Source organism: Pyxidicoccus xibeiensis, assembly GCF_024198175.1.
In the GTDB taxonomy this organism is placed as follows: Bacteria; Myxococcota; Myxococcia; order Myxococcales; family Myxococcaceae; genus Myxococcus; species Myxococcus xibeiensis.
The window spans coordinates 1,035,750-1,051,408 of sequence record NZ_JAJVKV010000002.1 but is presented as its reverse complement, the minus strand read 5'-3'; the positions used below and the strand labels follow the sequence as shown (position 1 = coordinate 1,051,408).

At 70.8% G+C, this 15,659-nt stretch carries 15 protein-coding genes; 6 read left to right on the top strand and 9 right to left on the bottom strand.

The window, feature by feature from the left end:
* Positions 1-33 precede the first annotated feature (33 nt).
* Positions 34-1,983, bottom strand: a complete 1,950-nt coding sequence (locus tag LXT23_RS12070) for a carboxypeptidase-like regulatory domain-containing protein (RefSeq protein ID WP_267146690.1) — start codon at positions 1,981-1,983, stop codon at positions 34-36.
* 161 nt (positions 1,984-2,144) lie between these two features.
* Here LXT23_RS12070 and LXT23_RS12065 point away from each other — a divergent pair, with 161 nt between their 5' ends.
* Complete coding sequence (locus LXT23_RS12065; RefSeq protein WP_253980271.1) at positions 2,145-3,188, top strand: glycoside hydrolase family 43 protein; 1,044 nt, start codon at positions 2,145-2,147, stop codon at positions 3,186-3,188.
* A gap of 106 nt (positions 3,189-3,294) precedes the next feature.
* Complete coding sequence (locus LXT23_RS12060; RefSeq protein WP_253980270.1) at positions 3,295-5,247, top strand: WD40/YVTN/BNR-like repeat-containing protein; 1,953 nt, start codon at positions 3,295-3,297, stop codon at positions 5,245-5,247.
* Positions 5,248-5,304: 57 nt separating this feature from the next.
* Here LXT23_RS12060 and LXT23_RS12055 read toward each other — a convergent pair whose 3' ends face one another.
* From LXT23_RS12055 to LXT23_RS12040, 4 genes are all read right to left on the bottom strand, one after another.
* Positions 5,305-5,880 carry a DUF4256 domain-containing protein gene (locus tag LXT23_RS12055; protein WP_253980269.1) on the bottom strand — a complete coding sequence of 192 codons (576 nt, stop codon included), beginning with the start codon at positions 5,878-5,880 and terminating at the stop codon, positions 5,305-5,307.
* A gap of 57 nt (positions 5,881-5,937) precedes the next feature.
* Entirely contained in the window at positions 5,938-6,741 is an 804-nt protein-coding gene (locus tag LXT23_RS12050; protein WP_253980268.1) for a VOC family protein, read from the bottom strand.
* 17 nt (positions 6,742-6,758) lie between these two features.
* Entirely contained in the window at positions 6,759-8,663 is a 1,905-nt protein-coding gene (locus tag LXT23_RS12045; protein WP_253980267.1) for a coiled-coil domain-containing protein, read from the bottom strand.
* A 106-nt stretch (positions 8,664-8,769) separates the two neighbouring features.
* Entirely contained in the window at positions 8,770-9,363 is a 594-nt protein-coding gene (locus LXT23_RS12040) for a biotin transporter BioY (protein WP_253980266.1), read from the bottom strand.
* Between the two features lie 165 nt (positions 9,364-9,528).
* On the opposite strand from LXT23_RS12040, the gene LXT23_RS12035 reads away from it, so the two are divergent.
* Positions 9,529-10,710, top strand: a complete 1,182-nt coding sequence (locus LXT23_RS12035) for an amidase (RefSeq protein WP_253980265.1) — start codon at positions 9,529-9,531, stop codon at positions 10,708-10,710.
* Between the two features lie 51 nt (positions 10,711-10,761).
* On the opposite strand, the gene LXT23_RS12030 is transcribed toward LXT23_RS12035, so the two are convergent.
* Complete coding sequence (locus tag LXT23_RS12030) at positions 10,762-11,406, bottom strand: hypothetical protein (RefSeq protein ID WP_253980264.1); 645 nt, start codon at positions 11,404-11,406, stop codon at positions 10,762-10,764.
* A gap of 250 nt (positions 11,407-11,656) precedes the next feature.
* Here LXT23_RS12030 and LXT23_RS12025 point away from each other — a divergent pair, with 250 nt between their 5' ends.
* Together LXT23_RS12025 and LXT23_RS12020 are read left to right on the top strand one after the other, a co-directional pair.
* Positions 11,657-12,262 carry a TetR/AcrR family transcriptional regulator gene (locus LXT23_RS12025; RefSeq protein WP_253980263.1) on the top strand — a complete coding sequence of 202 codons (606 nt, stop codon included), beginning with the start codon at positions 11,657-11,659 and terminating at the stop codon, positions 12,260-12,262.
* Entirely contained in the window at positions 12,259-12,840 is a 582-nt protein-coding gene (locus LXT23_RS12020; RefSeq protein ID WP_253980262.1) for a DoxX family protein, read from the top strand. The genes LXT23_RS12025 and LXT23_RS12020 overlap by 4 nt, the downstream gene beginning before the upstream one ends.
* 14 nt (positions 12,841-12,854) lie before the next feature.
* On the opposite strand, the gene LXT23_RS12015 is transcribed toward LXT23_RS12020, so the two are convergent.
* The 3 genes from LXT23_RS12015 to LXT23_RS12005 all read right to left on the bottom strand — a co-directional run bounded on the left by LXT23_RS12015 (position 12,855) and on the right by LXT23_RS12005 (position 14,900).
* Positions 12,855-13,268, bottom strand: coding sequence for a hypothetical protein (locus LXT23_RS12015; RefSeq protein ID WP_253980261.1), 414 nt, complete (start codon positions 13,266-13,268; stop codon positions 12,855-12,857).
* A gap of 164 nt (positions 13,269-13,432) precedes the next feature.
* Positions 13,433-13,999 (bottom strand): hypothetical protein, encoded by a 567-nt coding sequence (locus tag LXT23_RS12010; protein WP_253980260.1) that lies wholly within the window; start codon positions 13,997-13,999, stop codon positions 13,433-13,435.
* 13 nt (positions 14,000-14,012) lie between these two features.
* Positions 14,013-14,900, bottom strand: a complete 888-nt coding sequence (locus tag LXT23_RS12005) for a LysR family transcriptional regulator (protein ID WP_253980259.1) — start codon at positions 14,898-14,900, stop codon at positions 14,013-14,015.
* A gap of 106 nt (positions 14,901-15,006) precedes the next feature.
* Here LXT23_RS12005 and LXT23_RS12000 point away from each other — a divergent pair, with 106 nt between their 5' ends.
* Positions 15,007-15,642 carry a hypothetical protein gene (locus LXT23_RS12000; RefSeq protein WP_253980258.1) on the top strand — a complete coding sequence of 212 codons (636 nt, stop codon included), beginning with the start codon at positions 15,007-15,009 and terminating at the stop codon, positions 15,640-15,642.
* Positions 15,643-15,659 lie beyond the last annotated feature (17 nt).

The window sequence follows — 15,659 nt, the reverse complement described above, 5'->3', positions numbered from 1 at the left end:
GGGCCTCGAGCGAGGCCGCCCGTGCTGCTCGAGTCAGTCCCCTGCCCCGGGGCCCTCGAGCAGCAGCTCCACGCTCGACGCGGGCACCAGCACCTCCGCGTCCCGCGTCCGATGGCCGAACTTCTCCACGCGCAGCCGGAGGCGTCCCGGGACGAGGCCCGACAGGGTGAAGCGGCCTTCGGCATCCGTGCGGGCGCTGCTCACGGCCGTGCCCTCCTCCAGGACGCCCACCTCCGCCTCGTTCACCGGCATGCCCCGGTCATCGCGGACGCGGCCGGACAGCGTGAGGCCCTCGCGCAGCACCAGGGTGATGGGCGCGGCGTCCTCGGTCCACGCCTCCACCGGGAGGGGCGCTGACGTGATGTGGCCGGGCGCACGCGCCTGCACGATGTAGCTGCCCGGAACGAGCCCCCCGAAGTGGACGCGGCCCTGAGCGTCCACTTCCTCCTCCCGCACCGTCTCGCCGCGCCCCTCTCCCACCAGGGAGAGGGAGACGGACGCCGCCTCCACGGGCGCTCCCCGCGCGCCTTGCACCTTCACGTCCAGCGCCGCCGCGGGAAACAGGGTCAGCTCCAGCGGCTCGGTCCGTGGCAGCCTCAGCTCGCGCGTCACGGAGAGGTACCCCGGGCGCTCGACGCGCAGGGCATAGGTGTCTCCCGTGAGCTCACGTACCTCGAAACGCCCATCGGCGCCCGTGCGCTGCTCCGCCGCCCCGCTGCGTCCGGCCCCCGTGAGCTGGATGCGCGCTCCCTCCAGCCCGAGCCCCTCGGGGCCCAGGACCCGCCCCGCCAGCACGCTCTCCGACTGGAGCGCAATCTCGACCTTCGTCTCGGGCCCGGCGTCCACGGTGACGGTCCGCTGCACGGCCCCATGGCCCGGCGCACGGACGATGAGGGAGTGGGAGCCCGGCAGCAGGGGCACGGCCCGGAAGTGGCCCGCCCCCTCCTCGCGCCAGCGCGCCTCCGGTGAGGCGGGAGACTGGACGCTCGCGCCCGCAAGCTCCCGTCCCGACGAGGCCGAGACCACCCGCACGAGGAGCCCACCCGCCGCCTCCAGCTCGAGGTCGAGCCCCGACGTGTCCTCGCTCAGCGCCTCGAGCACCCGCTGGCCCACGCCCGTGGCGCTCTCCGCGTACAGCTCGGCGCGTCCACAGTCGACCTCCTCCAGCACGAAGCGCCCCGCCTTGTCGGCCTGGGCTTCCAGGTCTCCCGCGCGCAACCTCACCCGCGCCCCCGGCGCGGCGACGCCGCGCTCGAGCACGCGCCCCTCCACGCGCAGCGCACAGGGCAGCGGCACGGTGGCGGGCCGGGACGCGGGTACGACGAGCACCCGCTCGCCGTGCGCCTCCGCGCGGGCCCACACGCCATAGCGCGCCTGGGCGGGCAGCCCTTCCACCTCGAAGGCGCCGGTCTCGTCGGTCTCCACCTCCCGCAGGGGCCGCACGGGCGCCAGGCTCATCACGGTGACGCGGGCCCGGGCCACCCCGCCCACCGCATCCACCACCCGGCCCTTCAGGCGCTCACCGTCCGCCACCACCAGGAACACCTCGGAAGGCCCCGGCTCCACCGCCAGGGCGAGCGCGGCGGGGCGGCCCTGCACCTCGGCCAGCAGGTGGTAGCGGCCCTCAGGGACTCGCAGCGCGAAGGCTCCGTCCGGGCCCGTGGTGGCGGTGGCCCGCGCGGGCGCCTCCAGCAGTCCCGAGGCCACGCGCTGCTCCAGTCCCTCCTGCGTCTCCTCGGGCCCCTCCTCGAAGGCGAGCACCCGGGCGTCGGCCACGGGCCCTCCCCGCGCGTCCTGGACCTGACCGTGCAGCACGGCACTCCCGTGGGCCATCGGGTCCAGCGCCGAGGCGCTCGAACCGGTGCCGGCGGCCCGTGCCTGCGCGGACGCGCTGCTTCCATCGAAGCCGCCAGGTGAGAGGGCGACCCCGAGGAGCGCCAGCAACAGGAGCAATACGCCTCCCGCAACGAGCCCATACCGCATTCGCAGACCTCCTCTTCCGGCGCGTGGCCGCATGCTCCCTGGAGGGCGTTGCCCCGCAAGAATCTCAAAGGAATTCGATCTTCCATTTCCGGTGAGATGCCGGGGAAGCGCGTCCCTCCAAGGAAATGCAGTCGCGTCTGATACCTCACCCGGGAGACCCCATGAAGCCACTCCGCCGCCGTGCCACCAGCGCGGCCGTCGTCCTCGCCGTGTGCCTGGGAGGCGCCGTTCCCGCCCGGGCCGCTCCTCCGCGGCCGGTCTTCGCGCCCGTCAATGGCTTCCCCGACCCCTCCGTGGTCAACAACAACGATCAGTTCTACGGCATGGCGACCGGGAGCAACGTCCCCTCGGCCCAGGGCAACATCGCCACCGGCCCGTGGACGGGCGAGGGCCCGGCCCTCAATGAGAAACCCTCCTGGGCCACCCACAGTGGCATGTGGGCACCGGACCTCGAGCGCATCGGCCCGAACGAGTGGGTGCTATACTTCGCCGCCCCTGTCGCCGGGCTGGACAGCGGCCAGCGATGCATCGGAGCGGCCACCGGCACTTCGCCCCTGGGGCCGTTCACCCCGGTCCCCGGCGGACCGCTGGTGTGCCCGGGTCGGGCGGACACGCCCACGGCCGACGACACCGTCCCGAACCGCCCCATCGCGACCGCTGGCGTCATCGACCCCTCCGGCTTCAAGGACAACGATGGCGCCCGCTACCTGCTCTACAAGACGCAGCAGCTGCCGTCGTCCCTGCGCATCGTCCGGCTCAACGCGGCTGGCACCCATGTGCTCGGTGATGCCACCAGCCGGCAGCTGCTCCGCTCGGACCGCATCGTGGAGAACCCTGTCGTCGTGAGGCACGGCGGCGCCTACATCCTGTTCGCCTCGCGCGGCCCGTACAACAAGTGCAGCTATGAGACCATCTGGATGCGGGCGCCCAGCCTGGCCGCCAATGCCTTCAACAGCGTTGCCCAGCACCCGCTCATCACGCCTGGAAGCACGGATGGCGTGTGCGGCCCCGGTGGCGCGGACATCGCGGCGGCAATCGACACCGGGCAGCGCATCTTCTTCCACGGCTGGCTGTGCGGCAGCAGCCCCTGCCCGTCCGGCTTCGACGCGATGTCCGACCCCGGAGGCCGCCGGGGCATGTACGTGGGTGTGCTGGGCTGGAACGGCGGCAACGACCCAGTCGTCAACGTGTTCCTGAGCCCGTGAGACGGAACGGCGCGAGGGGCGGCGAATGACAGACACAGGGCGGAGGCCTGCCGCCCGTCCCCTGGCGGATGGCGCCCGGGAGCGTCCCGGGCTTTAATCCGGGGTCATGACGCGCACCTTCTCTGTCTGCCTCTGGCTGCTCTGCGCCTCGGTGGCCGGAGCAGCCCCCCGTGGCCACCGCGAGGACCCGCGTGAGACGCTCCGTATCCAGCGGTGGCTGTCGGGCGTGGAGACCTTCCTTCGCTCGCGGGACGTGTCGCACCTGACGTCCGTCCAGCGAGAGCGCCGGGCGCTGCACCTGCGCAACCTCCACGCGTATCGCGTGGCGGGCCGGTTCCCTCACAACCACGTCACCTGCGAGCCCACGCCGGTCTTCATCGACGAGCATGGCACCGCGTGCGCCGTGGGCCACCTCCTCCTCCAGGGCGGGGCACCGGAGCTGGCCCACCAGATTGCGAGAGAGCACCTGCTGGCGCGGCTGCCCACGCTCGACTCGCCGGCGCTGGGCCAGTGGGCCCGGGAGAACGGGTTCACCCTCGAGGAGCTCGCGCTCATCCAGCCCACCTATCGGCCCGAGCCCCGCCGTATCTGCCTGGAGGAGGCCCCCATGCTCTTCAGCTTCAACCGGGGAGCCTGGCAGGAGATGAGAGGGCCCGGCGACAGCAGCCGCTGGGACGTCGACGACAGCGTCGCGTACCCGTGGTTCGTCGACAGCGAAGTGCGCAGCCCCTGGCTCATCTCGAGCCATGGAATGACCTATCAATGGGATGGCCGCTACTTCCAACCCCGCCCGAATGTCACCTTCCACGAGGTCCTCGGCGCCGCCGCCCTGCCGCTCTCCCCGGACGAAGTGCTGCTCGCGCTCCCGGCGGATCCGGGGACGCCCTCCCCTCTCCCGCAGGGCCCTCGTCGACGGACCGGCGCGGAGGAGTCCGAAGGCGGCGTGCAGCCGGAGCTCTACTCGCTCTGGAGGGAGCGCGGCGCGGGGACGGTCTTCGGGGTGGGACGGGACGGGCGCATCTTCCAGCGGACTCCGTATGAAAGCTGGGTGGCCCTCACCACTCCGTCCACGCAGGCTCCGCTGCTGTCGATTGACGGCACTGGCCCGGAGAACATCTGGGCCGTCGGGGGAGGCGGCGTCGCGCTCCACTTCGATGGAGCCCGTTGGCGCCGGGTGGAGACGGGCACCACCGAGGGGCTCATCGCGGTGAGGGCCGTCTCGCCGGATACCGCGTGGGCCGTGGGGACCCGCGGCACCGCGCTCTACTTCGATGGGTCGGCCTGGCAGTCCATTCCCACGGGCGTCACGGGCACCCTCCGAGCGGTGGCCGTGCGGGACAACGAGGTGTGGTTGGGCGGAGACAACGGCCTCCTCCTCCACTCCCAGGGGGGCGCCTGGAGGCGGGAGGACCTGGTGACGCCAGCCTCCATCACCTCCTTCGGCACCACGAGCACCCACCTGTTCGCGGCCACGAACGCACAGGTGGGCTGCACGGCCCACTTCATCGTGACGGCGGTGCAAGGCTCCCCCGTCATCAGGCAGACCGAGCACGTGCTCAAGTCCCTGCGCGTCTACACGGCCGAGCGATACTGGAAGCTGCTCAACGGCGGTACGGCGTTGCTCGCCGCGCTGCCGCTGGTGCTGCTGCCCCTGGGGCTGCTGCCCTTCGGGCGGGGACGGTCCTGGCGCAAGTGGCTCGTCTGGGGCACCCTGGCGCTCTTCCCGGTGAACATCCTGGCGGCGCTGGCCCTCCACTCGCACGTCAAGCAGCTCGTCCGGTTCGGAGGGGGTATCACTCCCGACCCGGTCGAGGTGACGCGGATGCAGGACTGGCTCCTGCTGGAGCATGACCTGTCCAGCGTCGCCATCGTCCACGCAGAGGGTTCGCCCCCGGTGGCGTCGAGGGACAGCGTGTCGGAGTTCATCGAGGCCGCGGACAGCCTGACGAGCCCCCGCGACCTCGAGCTTCGTGAGCGCTACGCACGGCTCATCGCCTCGGGCGCCCAGTCTCCCTTCGTGACGACCGAGGCGATCCATCCCGTAAGCTTCATGAGGTAGGACACCTCGTACTGGCGCGCCCGTCGCGTCCTCGGATGACGCGCCCCTGAAAGGAAGTCAGACCCGTAGCGAGCCACGGAACGCCCTGGCGCCATAATAAGACTGTGCACCGTTGTGATACACGAAGACATTGCCGTAGCGGAAATCGCAGAAGAGCGCACCGCCGAGCTTCCTGATATCAGCAGGCGTCTTCACCCAGCTCGATGTCTTCGCATCGAACTCTCCAAGCTTCTGCAGCTCCCGATATTGCTCTTCCGACAAGAGCTCGATGCCCATGGCAGCAGCCATGTCCATGGCGCTGTTTTCCGGTCTGTTTTCCTTCCTGGATTCCAGCCCCTCGCGGTCGAAGCAGACACTTCTGCGACCTTTGGGACTTTCCTCTGAACAATCATAGAAGCTGTATTCGCCCGTCTTCTTGTCGTGACCCACGACATCCGGCTCGCCGCCGGTTCTTTCCATCTCATTGAGCGACCACAGCTTCTCGGGATTGGCCTCGAGCCTTGCTTGTACCTTGGCCCACTCGAGACCTTTGTGGCGGCTCATGTTCTTCTCGAACCGGGCCTTCAACACCCCGAGCAGCTCGTCACGTTGCGCTGCCGACAACTTCTTCTTGTTGCTGTTGGCACTGGCCATTCTTTGGTCTCCTCTATTGGATGGATGTGTTGAGTCAGGCGCCTCTCCCAGGCACCCTCACCGCGACGTTGGCGGAGTGGTGAGCGCGAACGCGGCGCCCTGCGGATCCATGAGCTGCACGATGCGCTGGCCTCCGGGGACTTCCATCGGACCGTTGAGCACGCGCGCCCCCTTCGCCGTCGCGCGGGCGAGCGCGGCGTCCAGGTCCTCGACCGTGATGTAGAACATCCACGACGGCGGCACGTCGCGGCCATCGGGTGTCTTCATCCCCTTCGGCAGGGTCATCATGCCGCCGAGCTGCTTGCCGTTGCGGCCCCACAGCAGGTACTTGCCCATCGGGCCCAGGTCGAACTCCCCGAGGCGCTCCCAGCCGGCGATGCGCTCATAGAAGGTGAACGCAGCCTCCTGGTCGGTCGTGTACAGCTCGTGCCACGAGAACTCGCCCTGCTTCGTGACGTCGTGCGACGGCATGTCCGTGGCGGGCGTGAAGACCGCGATGACCGCCCCCTGCGGATCCGCAATCACCGCGAAGCGCCCCACGGCGGGAACGTCCTGGTTCACCAGGACCTGGCCGCCCAGGCGCTTCACCTCCGCCATCGTCTCCTCGACGTTCGCGACCTGCACGTTCGCCTGCCAGTAGGACGGCACGCCCAGCTTCTTCGCCGGCTCGGGCAACGCGGCCACGCCGCCGAGAGGGCCCTGGCTGGCGACCCACATCCGGTAGTCACCGCCGCCTTCTGCCGCCTGGGGCGTCCAGCCCACGACCTCGGGATAGAAGCCGAGCGCGCCTTGTGGATCGGTCGAGAGGAGCTCGTACCAGACGAAACGGCCGGTGTCGTTCTTGCTCTTCGGGTCGGTCATGGCCCGAGAGCCTAGCGCTAGCCCGGACGGAAGCGGCGCTCGATTCGCGAGCGCAGCAGCGCCACCAGCTCCCGCTCGCCCTCGGCCAGCTCGGACGCGAGCGAGTCCCGGTCCGCCTTGCGGATGCCGAGCGTCAGCACGGGGGCCTCGACCCGGGCCTCGTCCTTCAGCACGCGTGTCCCCTGCTTCACCACCAGGTCCGCGTGCTCCGCCGCGATGCCGTACGGCTTGAGGTACAGGTCCGAGAAGAGCTGCTTGAGCGCGCCGACCGTCAGCGCCTCGCGCGACACGGGCAGGAGCTGGAAGGCAATGCCCTTGCCCGCGAGCTTCACCACCACCTCGTCGACGAGGCCGACCTTCAGGGCGAAGGGCAGGAGCGCCTCCTGGCCCTCGGACCAGTTGAAGAGGAAGTAGCTCTTGGCGACGTGGCCGCAGGCCGGGCACATCAGCCCGTTGAGCTCATCCAGGCCCCGGGTGCGCAGCAGGTGGACGAGGAAGACGCCCGCGCCACAGCCCTTGCACTGCTCACGCGGGCCGAGGTGCGCGAGCACGCGCTGCGCCAGTATCGCCACGGTGCGGCGCTCGAGCGCGATGGGCACACCGGCGAGCAGCTCGACCGACTTGAGCTGGAGCCCGAAGCGCACCTTCCCGCCCTGGAAGCGGAGCCCGAGCTCGAGCGGAGGCGGCAGCCGGGTGAGCAGCTCCTCGAAGGAGGGGGCCTCCGGCCACGCCGCGGCCACGGCGGCGTAGCGCGCGGCCCAGCCCTCCTGGCTGGAGAGCGCGTCGGGGGGACGCCCCGCGCGCTCGGCGAAGAAGGCCATCAACACCAGCGTGGCCTCCCACGGCGCCTGCTCCACCGCCTCCTCCAGCGTCTGCGCGAGCGTGCGGGCCTGGGACGAGGCCCGCTGGCGCTCGAGACGCTCCGCGCCCTTGCGCACGAGAGGGCTCTCGAGAATGGGGTCGAAGGTGCGCAGCGCCCCTTCGGGCTTCGCTTCGGTGAGCGATTGCTTCAACGCGGTCAGCTCCCGGGCCGCCCGGTCGAGCCGGCCCATGCGCGCCAGGGCGTCGCGCATCGTGCGCTCGGCGTCCTCGGCGAGCTCGGTGAGGGTCTCCTGGAAGTAGTCGCGGCCCAGCTCCTGGAGCCCCGTCCATTCGGCATGGAGACGAAAGGTGGACGACTCGCGCAGGCGGCCAAGGTCCGCGAGCAGCGAGCGGCGCACGGGTGCCAGGGCGGTGATGCGCTTCTCCAGGTGCGAGAGCCGCTCGTCCACGGACACCGCCGCGTCGAGCATCTCGCCCCGGTCCACGCGAACGAGGAAGAGCTCCAGCGCGGTCCGGTCACCCTTCTCGAAGGCGAGGTTGACCTGGATCATCAGCTGGTGGAGCCGATGCCGCTCCTCCTCCGTTCGGGCGAGGTCCGGGTGGAGCAGTCGCGCGAGCTTGCGATAGAGCCGCTTGAGGCTCTGCGCCTCGGAAGCGAGGTCCGGAGGGGGCGGGAGCGGCTCGGGCACCTCGTCGTCGAGCGTGGCGCCGGGCGTCCAGGGGCGCTCGCCTTCCGTCTCGTCCTCCGCCGCGTCCCTCAAGAGCCGATGCGACCGTGTGGGCTTGCGCGACTTGCGCACAGGCGGCTTCGGCGTGCGCAGCTCGGCGTCGAGCCGCACCAGCTCGTCCTGCAGGGCCTGGAGTCGTCGAACCACGCGCTCATGCCGCTCGAGTCGGGCAAAGGCGGCCGACAGCTCACGCTCGTAGCGCGCGGAGAACGCGGCCAGCTCCGAGGCAAGGGTCTCCACCTCCAGGTCGAGGGCGGAGATCTCGTCGAGCAATGCGAGCAGCCGCCGCTCGGCATCAGCGACGGCCCCATCGGAATCACTTTGGGTGCGCGCGAGTGCGACGGAACGCACCAGCGCGTCGGAAGCGCTCATCCGCCTTGCTTCTACCACCAGCGCCCTCCTCCCGCTTCCATGCCAGCCCGGTATCCAGGCGAGCGGGCCGCCTCTACACCAAGGCGCCACCGAAGCACACGCACCTTCATGGCTCGCGAGTCCTCACGAGCCTCCAGGCGAGGGGCATCCCCAGGCCTGCGATGGCTGCCTTGAGGGCCCCACCGGGGAGGAAGGGCAGGAAGCCCTTCTGGAGGGCCGTGGAGAAGTCGAGTGAGGCCGCTACGCAGAGCCAGGGCACGCCGATGGCCAGGATGACGAGCTGGCCCGCGAAGAAGAGCGGTACCGCCTTCCACGGCAGCCGGTCGAAGCCGTGCCGCGCCGCGAGCCCCACGAGGAAGGCCGCGGGGAGGAAGCCCACCAGGTAGCCGCCCGTCGGCCCGAGCACCGGCGCCAGGCCGCTGGCCCCCTTGGAGAAGAACGGCAGTCCCACCACGCCGAGCAGGAGGTAGGCGAGCTGCCCGGCCACGCCGCGCACGGGTCCGAGCGCGGCGGCCGTGAAGACGACGGCGAGCGTCTGGCCCGTGATGGGCACCGGGGAGCCCGGCACCGTGATGGCGACCTGCGCAAGCAACGCGGTGGACAGCGCGGCGCCGAGCACGAGCGCTCCATCATGGATGCGCGTGCGTGCGAAGACGTCGGCCAGGACGCGACGCGGAGGGGAACCCGTGCCTGCGCTCAAGGCCAGTCCACCGGGGACGCGTGAGAGCAGCGGAACGGCTCGAAGGGACGCGAAGACACGGGTGGATGCTCAGCGAGGACGCGCTCCGATGCAAGACGTCGGCGAGTCGAGGGGCGCATGGCTTCAGGGGGCGGCCTTCCCCACCGCGTCCGGTACACTCCGGGCATGACGATGGATCCTCACGGGGCGTGGGCGTACCGCCCGGATGCTCCCCTTCGTGGCGCGGCGGAAGGGCCGCTCGCGGGCCTGACGTTCAGCGCGAAGGACCTGTACGGGGTGCCGGGCTGGCCGCTCCGGGGCAGCTCACGGGCCGTCCTGCCCGAAGTGGGTGCCAGTCCGCTGGTGGCCCGCCTCCTGGGGCTCGGGGCGACGCTCCTCGGCAAGACGCACCTGCACGAGGTGGCGCTCGGCATCACCGGTGCGAATGCCTTCGGCGGAACGCGCAACCCGCTGGACACGACGCGGGTGGCGGGTGGCTCCAGCGGCGGTGCGGCCGTGAGCGTCGCGACGGGCGAGGTGGACTTCGCGCTCGGCACGGATACGGGGGGCAGCATCCGCGTGCCAGCGGCGTGGTGCGGTGTGGTGGGCTTCAAGCCCACGAAGGGCAGCGCCGCGTGGCCCACCGAGGGCGTCCTGCCGCTCAGCTCCACCTGCGACCACACGGGCCCGCTCGCGCGGGACGTGCGCGGAGTGGTTCGCGTGCACAGCGCCTTGACGAGCGAGGCCGTGGCTCCGCGGGAGTGGGCCGGCGTGCGCGTGGGCGTGTGGGACGTCTCCGCCTGGGTCACCCCGGGCGTCTGGGCCGTGGTGGAGGCGGAGGCAGCGAGGCTTGCGGCGCTCGGCGCGCGAGTCTCACGGGTGTCCTTCCCCGACGTCATGGATGCGTACACCCCCATCGTGTTGAGTGAGGCGGCGGCGGTGCATGCGCTGGCCTTGAAGAGCGAAGCGCCAGGCTTCATCGCCGCCACGGAGACGAACCTGCGCGCGGGCGCGGCGCTGAGTGAAGCGGACGTGGCCGCCGCGCGCGCCCGGCGGGAGGCGTACCGCACGCGCCTGGGGGCGCTGTTCAACGAGGTGGACATCCTGCTCGGCCCCGCGGTGCCGGACGTGGCGCCACGGTTCGACCAGGAAGAAGTCGACGTCGCGGAAGGAGCGCTGCCGGTGCGGCGCGCGGTGCTGCGCATCACCGCGCCGTGGAGTCTGCTGGGCGCGCCGACGCTGTGCCTTCCGCGTCCGCTCGGTGCGCTGTCGGTGGGCGTTCAGCTGGTTGCGCCATGGGGGCAGGACGTGGCCCTGCTGGGATGGGGACTCGGCGTGGGGAGCCGTACACCTTCCGGCCCCGGCTGACACGGGCTTCGTCCCCCGGACCACCGACGTCCGGGGGCGAAGTCTCAGCGGCTACTCGCAGATGAACTCGGGCGGAAGCTCTTCGATGTCGATCATGCAGCGAGTGGCTTCGAGGACGCCGAAGCGCTGCTGCTGCGAAGAGAAGGACACGTAGTACGCACCCTCGCCTCCTCCGCCGGTGCTCATGTCGAGCGAGTGGAGGTAGACGCCGCCATTCAGGGCGGAGCCGAGGGTGCTCGTGTTGTTGCACGCGCCGTCACGCTCGGTGGTGAAGACGATGGTCCAGCGGTCCTGGAAGGGACCCGACGAGGTGTCGTCGTGGTGGACGACCTTGTAGAAGCCCGCGTCGAGCGGGAGGGCATTCGCCTCCATCTGGTCCTCCGTGTAGCCATCCGCCTTGCCCAGCTCGAAGGTGATGCCCTTCTCCCACCGGGCCAGCTTGCCCTGCTGGAACCGGGCGCAGGCTCCCGGGGTGTCGGTGATCATGAGCGCGCCGAAGCGGGGGTCTCCGTCGAAGGACAGGAGAATGGCCTCCCTGGGGTGGAAGCCGCTGGCCTGGAGCTCCTCGCTGGTGAGTGACTCGCCCTGCTGCGAGGGCACCTCGGCCACCTCGCCAGAGGTGGGAGGAGTCGCGACGTCGGTGCCGCAGCCCCAGACAGAGAGGGACAGGACGAGAAGGGACGCTTGAAGCTTCATGATGTGCTCGCTTGTGGTGTGGATACGACCTGGAAGTCAGGCCGCCAACCGCTACGACAAGCCCTCGCCTGCGGCGTCCCAGCAATTTCATCCCGTTCGTCCCAAGCCCGTCCCTGCCCACCTTGGAGTCCATGTAACCGGTAGCAGTGCCCGCGCGGAGCCCCCACCCCAACGACTCGTACTTGACCGGCCGTATAACAATCGGTATTTGAACGAGCGTTCAAGAACGAGCCACCGCGGAGGCCGCCTCATGGGAAGACCGAAGACCTTCGAAGAGGACGAGGTCCTCCAGCGCGCGATGATGCAGTTCTGGGAGACGGGCTACTCCGCGCTCTCGGTGAAGGACCTGGAGCAAGGCACGGGCCTGCTCCGGGGAAGCCTGTACGCAGCCTTCGGGGACAAGCGGGCCCTGTTCCTCGCCGCGCTCGAACGCTACGCGGACCTCAGCGCGGAGGAGCTGGAGACGCTGCTCGCGTCGGGCCCCACGCCCCGGGCCGGCATCGAGCGCTACCTGCGCAACATGCTGAAGAACTGCACCGGAGAGCTGCGGCACCGAGGCTGCCTCCTGGCCAACACGGCCGCCGAGGTGGCGCCCCGGGACCCGGAGGTTCGCGCCCTGGTGGGGCGCCGCTACTCGAAGATGGCGGCCATCCTCGAGACCGCCATCAAGGCCTCCCAGGACGCCGGAGAAATCGACCCGGCCCGTAACGCACGGGCGCTCGCCCAGCACCTCATCGTGCTGGTGCAGGGCATGAGCCTGGTGGGGAAGACGGAGCCGGAGGCCCCGCTCGTCCGCTCCGCCCTGCGCATGGCGCTCACCCTTCTCGACAGCAAGGAACAGGAGGACCTGGAATGACACGCGGCATTGCGCAGCTTCTCTTCGGTCGTCACACCCTGGATGGCCCCGCTTCCACGGGCCTGCTCGTGTTGAGGGTCCTGGCGGGGAGCGCCATGGCCCTGCATGGTGCGCCCAAGATGCTCACCCCGTTCAGCTGGATGGGACCGGACAGCCCGGTGCCCGGGGTGCTCCAGCTGCTCGCGGCGGTGGCGGAGTTCGGCGGGGGCATCGCCTGGGTGCTGGGGCTCGTCACGCCGCTGGCCGCGCTGGGCGTGGTGGTGACGATGCTCGTCGGCATCGTCCTCGGGCACCTCTCCGTCGGGGACCCCTTCATCCGCCTCAGCATGGGCGGAGTGCCTCCGGGGCTCGGCATCCCCTTCGCGGGCCTGCCCACCTGGCTGGTGCGCGCGGGAGGCCGCAGCGCGGCGGCCGTGGGCTCCGGCTCGTCCGAGCTGGCGACGCTGTTCACGGCCATCTCCCTGGTGCTGCTGCTCGCGGGGCCCGGCCGCTTCTCGCTCGACGCCCTGCTGTCACGCGCGCTCGCTCGCCGTCGCCCGGACCCGCGCGCCCCTGCCCCGGCGCAGGCGGCGACGTGAACCGGTGAGCCGCGTCAGCCGGCGCTTCGCTGCTGCTTCGCGCGCTGTCGCTCAATCCACTCGCGCGCCTGCTCCGCGGTGTCCACGTAGATGATTTCGAAGGAGGGCCGGGCTTCGAAGAGGGGCTTCGCCATCATCCCCTTGGTGTTGACCCTCTGGATGGAGCCCGCGCCGATGTAGACGACGCCCCGGGTCCACCGGGTGCGCGTGTTCTCGACCATGTACCTCCGGGCCTCGGCGGTGATTTCAGAGTCCTTCACGTCGATGGCGCCGAAGAACGGCCCGGAGGCCGCCACCTCGCGGTAGACCTCCACCGACCACTTCATCACCTCGAGCGTCACCAGCCCGCGGAACCGCTGCCAGAGGATGTCCGGCGGCTCGAACCACGAGCGTTGTGCGCCACTCAGCCACTCTCGCGACTGCGACATGTAAGGGCCCCCTCCCGGATTCGATTCGTCGGGCACGGCACGGAAAGCCTGCCATCAGGGCAGGGCCACCTCATCCCACCCGGGCCTCTCAGGGCCGTCATGTGTTGAATTTTCCATCTAATGGCAGGCCCGAGCCAGGAACCCGCCCTCGAACGAGGTCTCGTTCATGGGAGCAGGTCTGCATGGTCGACGCCGAGCCAGAGCGCCAGGTCTCTGCCGAGCGAACTCGCCCATGCGGCATCGAGCGCGAGGTTGTCGCGATTGTACGTCGGGTCCAATGCTGAAGCCGGGTCGCGCTCCTCGACGAGCACCACGGGCGGCTCGCCCGCGCGCTCGACGCTGATGCCGCGGTGCCCGAGGTCGACGGGGTCGACCCACGAGGTGACGCGGGTGATGTTCGCCGCCGGGAAGACGCTCGCACCGACCTGCACCGTCGAGCGGTTCGCCGCGAACAGCCGCGCGTCCAGGTTCCACGCGACGAGGTTGCGCCCGTCGACAATCGCCCACACGTACTCGCCGCCGTACGTCTTGCCAATCCTCACGCCGCGTGGCTCGAGCGCGGCAATCCGGCGAAGGCGGCCGGCGCGGTCCGTGCGCTCGAACGCGAGGAGCTTCACGCCCGCGTCGCTCGCCGCGTAGATGCCGAGCCACTCGTGTCCGACAGCGCCAGCATCCCAGGCGGCGACCCGCTCGCCCGGGTGTCTCGAGGCTTCTTCGACGGTGATTGCCATGGCACGTCCAACCCTACCCGCTTCGACTTCTGCCATGTGCCAGCGTCTCCCGCAGGAAGTCCTTGAGCACCTGCACCCGTGGCGGCACCGGCCTTCCAGGCCGGGACACGAGGAACAGCGGCGCATCGCGGAAGGCCTGCTCCGGCAGGAGGCGCACCAGCGCCCCCAGGGCAACGTCCTGGGCCGCGAGGAAGGTGGGGAGCAGCGCCACCCCTCCTCCTGCCCGCGCCAGCTCCACCAGGAAGCCGAAGTCGGAGCACTGCACCGAGGCGGCCGGCGGTGGCCTCCCTCCCCCCGCGCGGAAGGGCCCCCGCCCTCGCGGGGGCGCGGGCCACAGGCACTCGTGGCCCGCGAGGTCCGTGAGCGCGGTGGGAACGCCCCTGCGCTCGAGGTACCGGGGCGACGCGAAGAAGCCGGCCTCCAGGTCCATCAGCTTGCGGGCGACGAAGCTGCCGGCGCCCGGCCGGCCCACGCGCAGCGCGAGGTCCACGCCTTCCTCCATCAGGTCCACCACGTCGTACGTCAGCACCACTCGCACCCGCACCCCCGGCTGGCGGACCCGGAAGTGCGCCAGCACCGGCGCCAGCAGCGCGCGCCCCACATCCGGCGGCGCGGTGAGCGTCACGTCGCCAGTGGGAATCGAGGACGTGTCGGGCGCGCTCTCCACCGCGGCCCGCAGGCCCGAGAGCAGCGGCGCCACCTGGCGCAGCAGCGCCTCGCCCTCGGAGGTCAGCCGCACCGAGCGCGTCGTGCGGACCAGCAGCGGGGTCCCCAGCGTGTCCTCCAGGGCCCGCAGCGCCCGGCTCACCCGCGACTTGTCGAGCCCCAGCCGCCCGGCCGCCTTCGTGAAGCTCCGCGTCTCCGCCACGGCCTGGAAGAAGGTGAGGTGGTTCAGGTCCATTGTTGCATCTCTACAACAGTGCGTTGGAAAGAGGCTGGATTGTTGTCCGGGCCATCTGGGCGCACGTTGCGTCACGAGCATTCCGCTCCCTGGCGCCCTGGCGCCCGTGAAGGACGAGAAGACGATGACGCTCCGGATTCCGATGATGCTGATGGTGTGCTTCGCGCTGGCGGGCTGTGGCTCCTCGCGTGGGGGGATGGTGCCGCTGCAGGCCGGGCCCGGGCCGGAGCCCGTGCTCACCCTCGTCTGGGTGGGCCGGGGCGAGGCGGAGCGGCTGGAGGGCGGCACCTGGAAGCGCATTCCCGAGTTCGACTACACCTTCACCGTGGAGCAGCGCCGGTACGCGGGCCACTGGGAGTCGGTGAAGAGCCTGCGCCGTGCCCACCCCGACTATGACGGGAGCGCGGGGCCGCGAGAGCAGATGATGTACTTCCGGCTGGACTACACCGCGCCGGATGCGGCCGGCCGCGTCTCCAGCGCCATCCGCTCGTCACTCGGCGACGGCGCCGGCCACACCGACGCCGAGTTCCGCGAGGCCGTCCTGGAGCTGCGCCCGGACATCAGCCGCTTCGCGCCCTTCGACCGCTACCGCATCTCCCAGACGTACGGCTACGAGCGCGGCGTGCTGGAGGAGAGCGTGGAGCTCCTCGACGGAGAGACGCCCTGGGTCCGCAACGCCGAGAAGGCCACGCTCTTCGCCCCGCACCACTTCGACAAGGCCCCGACCACCGCCTCCCGGTAGGTGGCCCCGTGCCACGG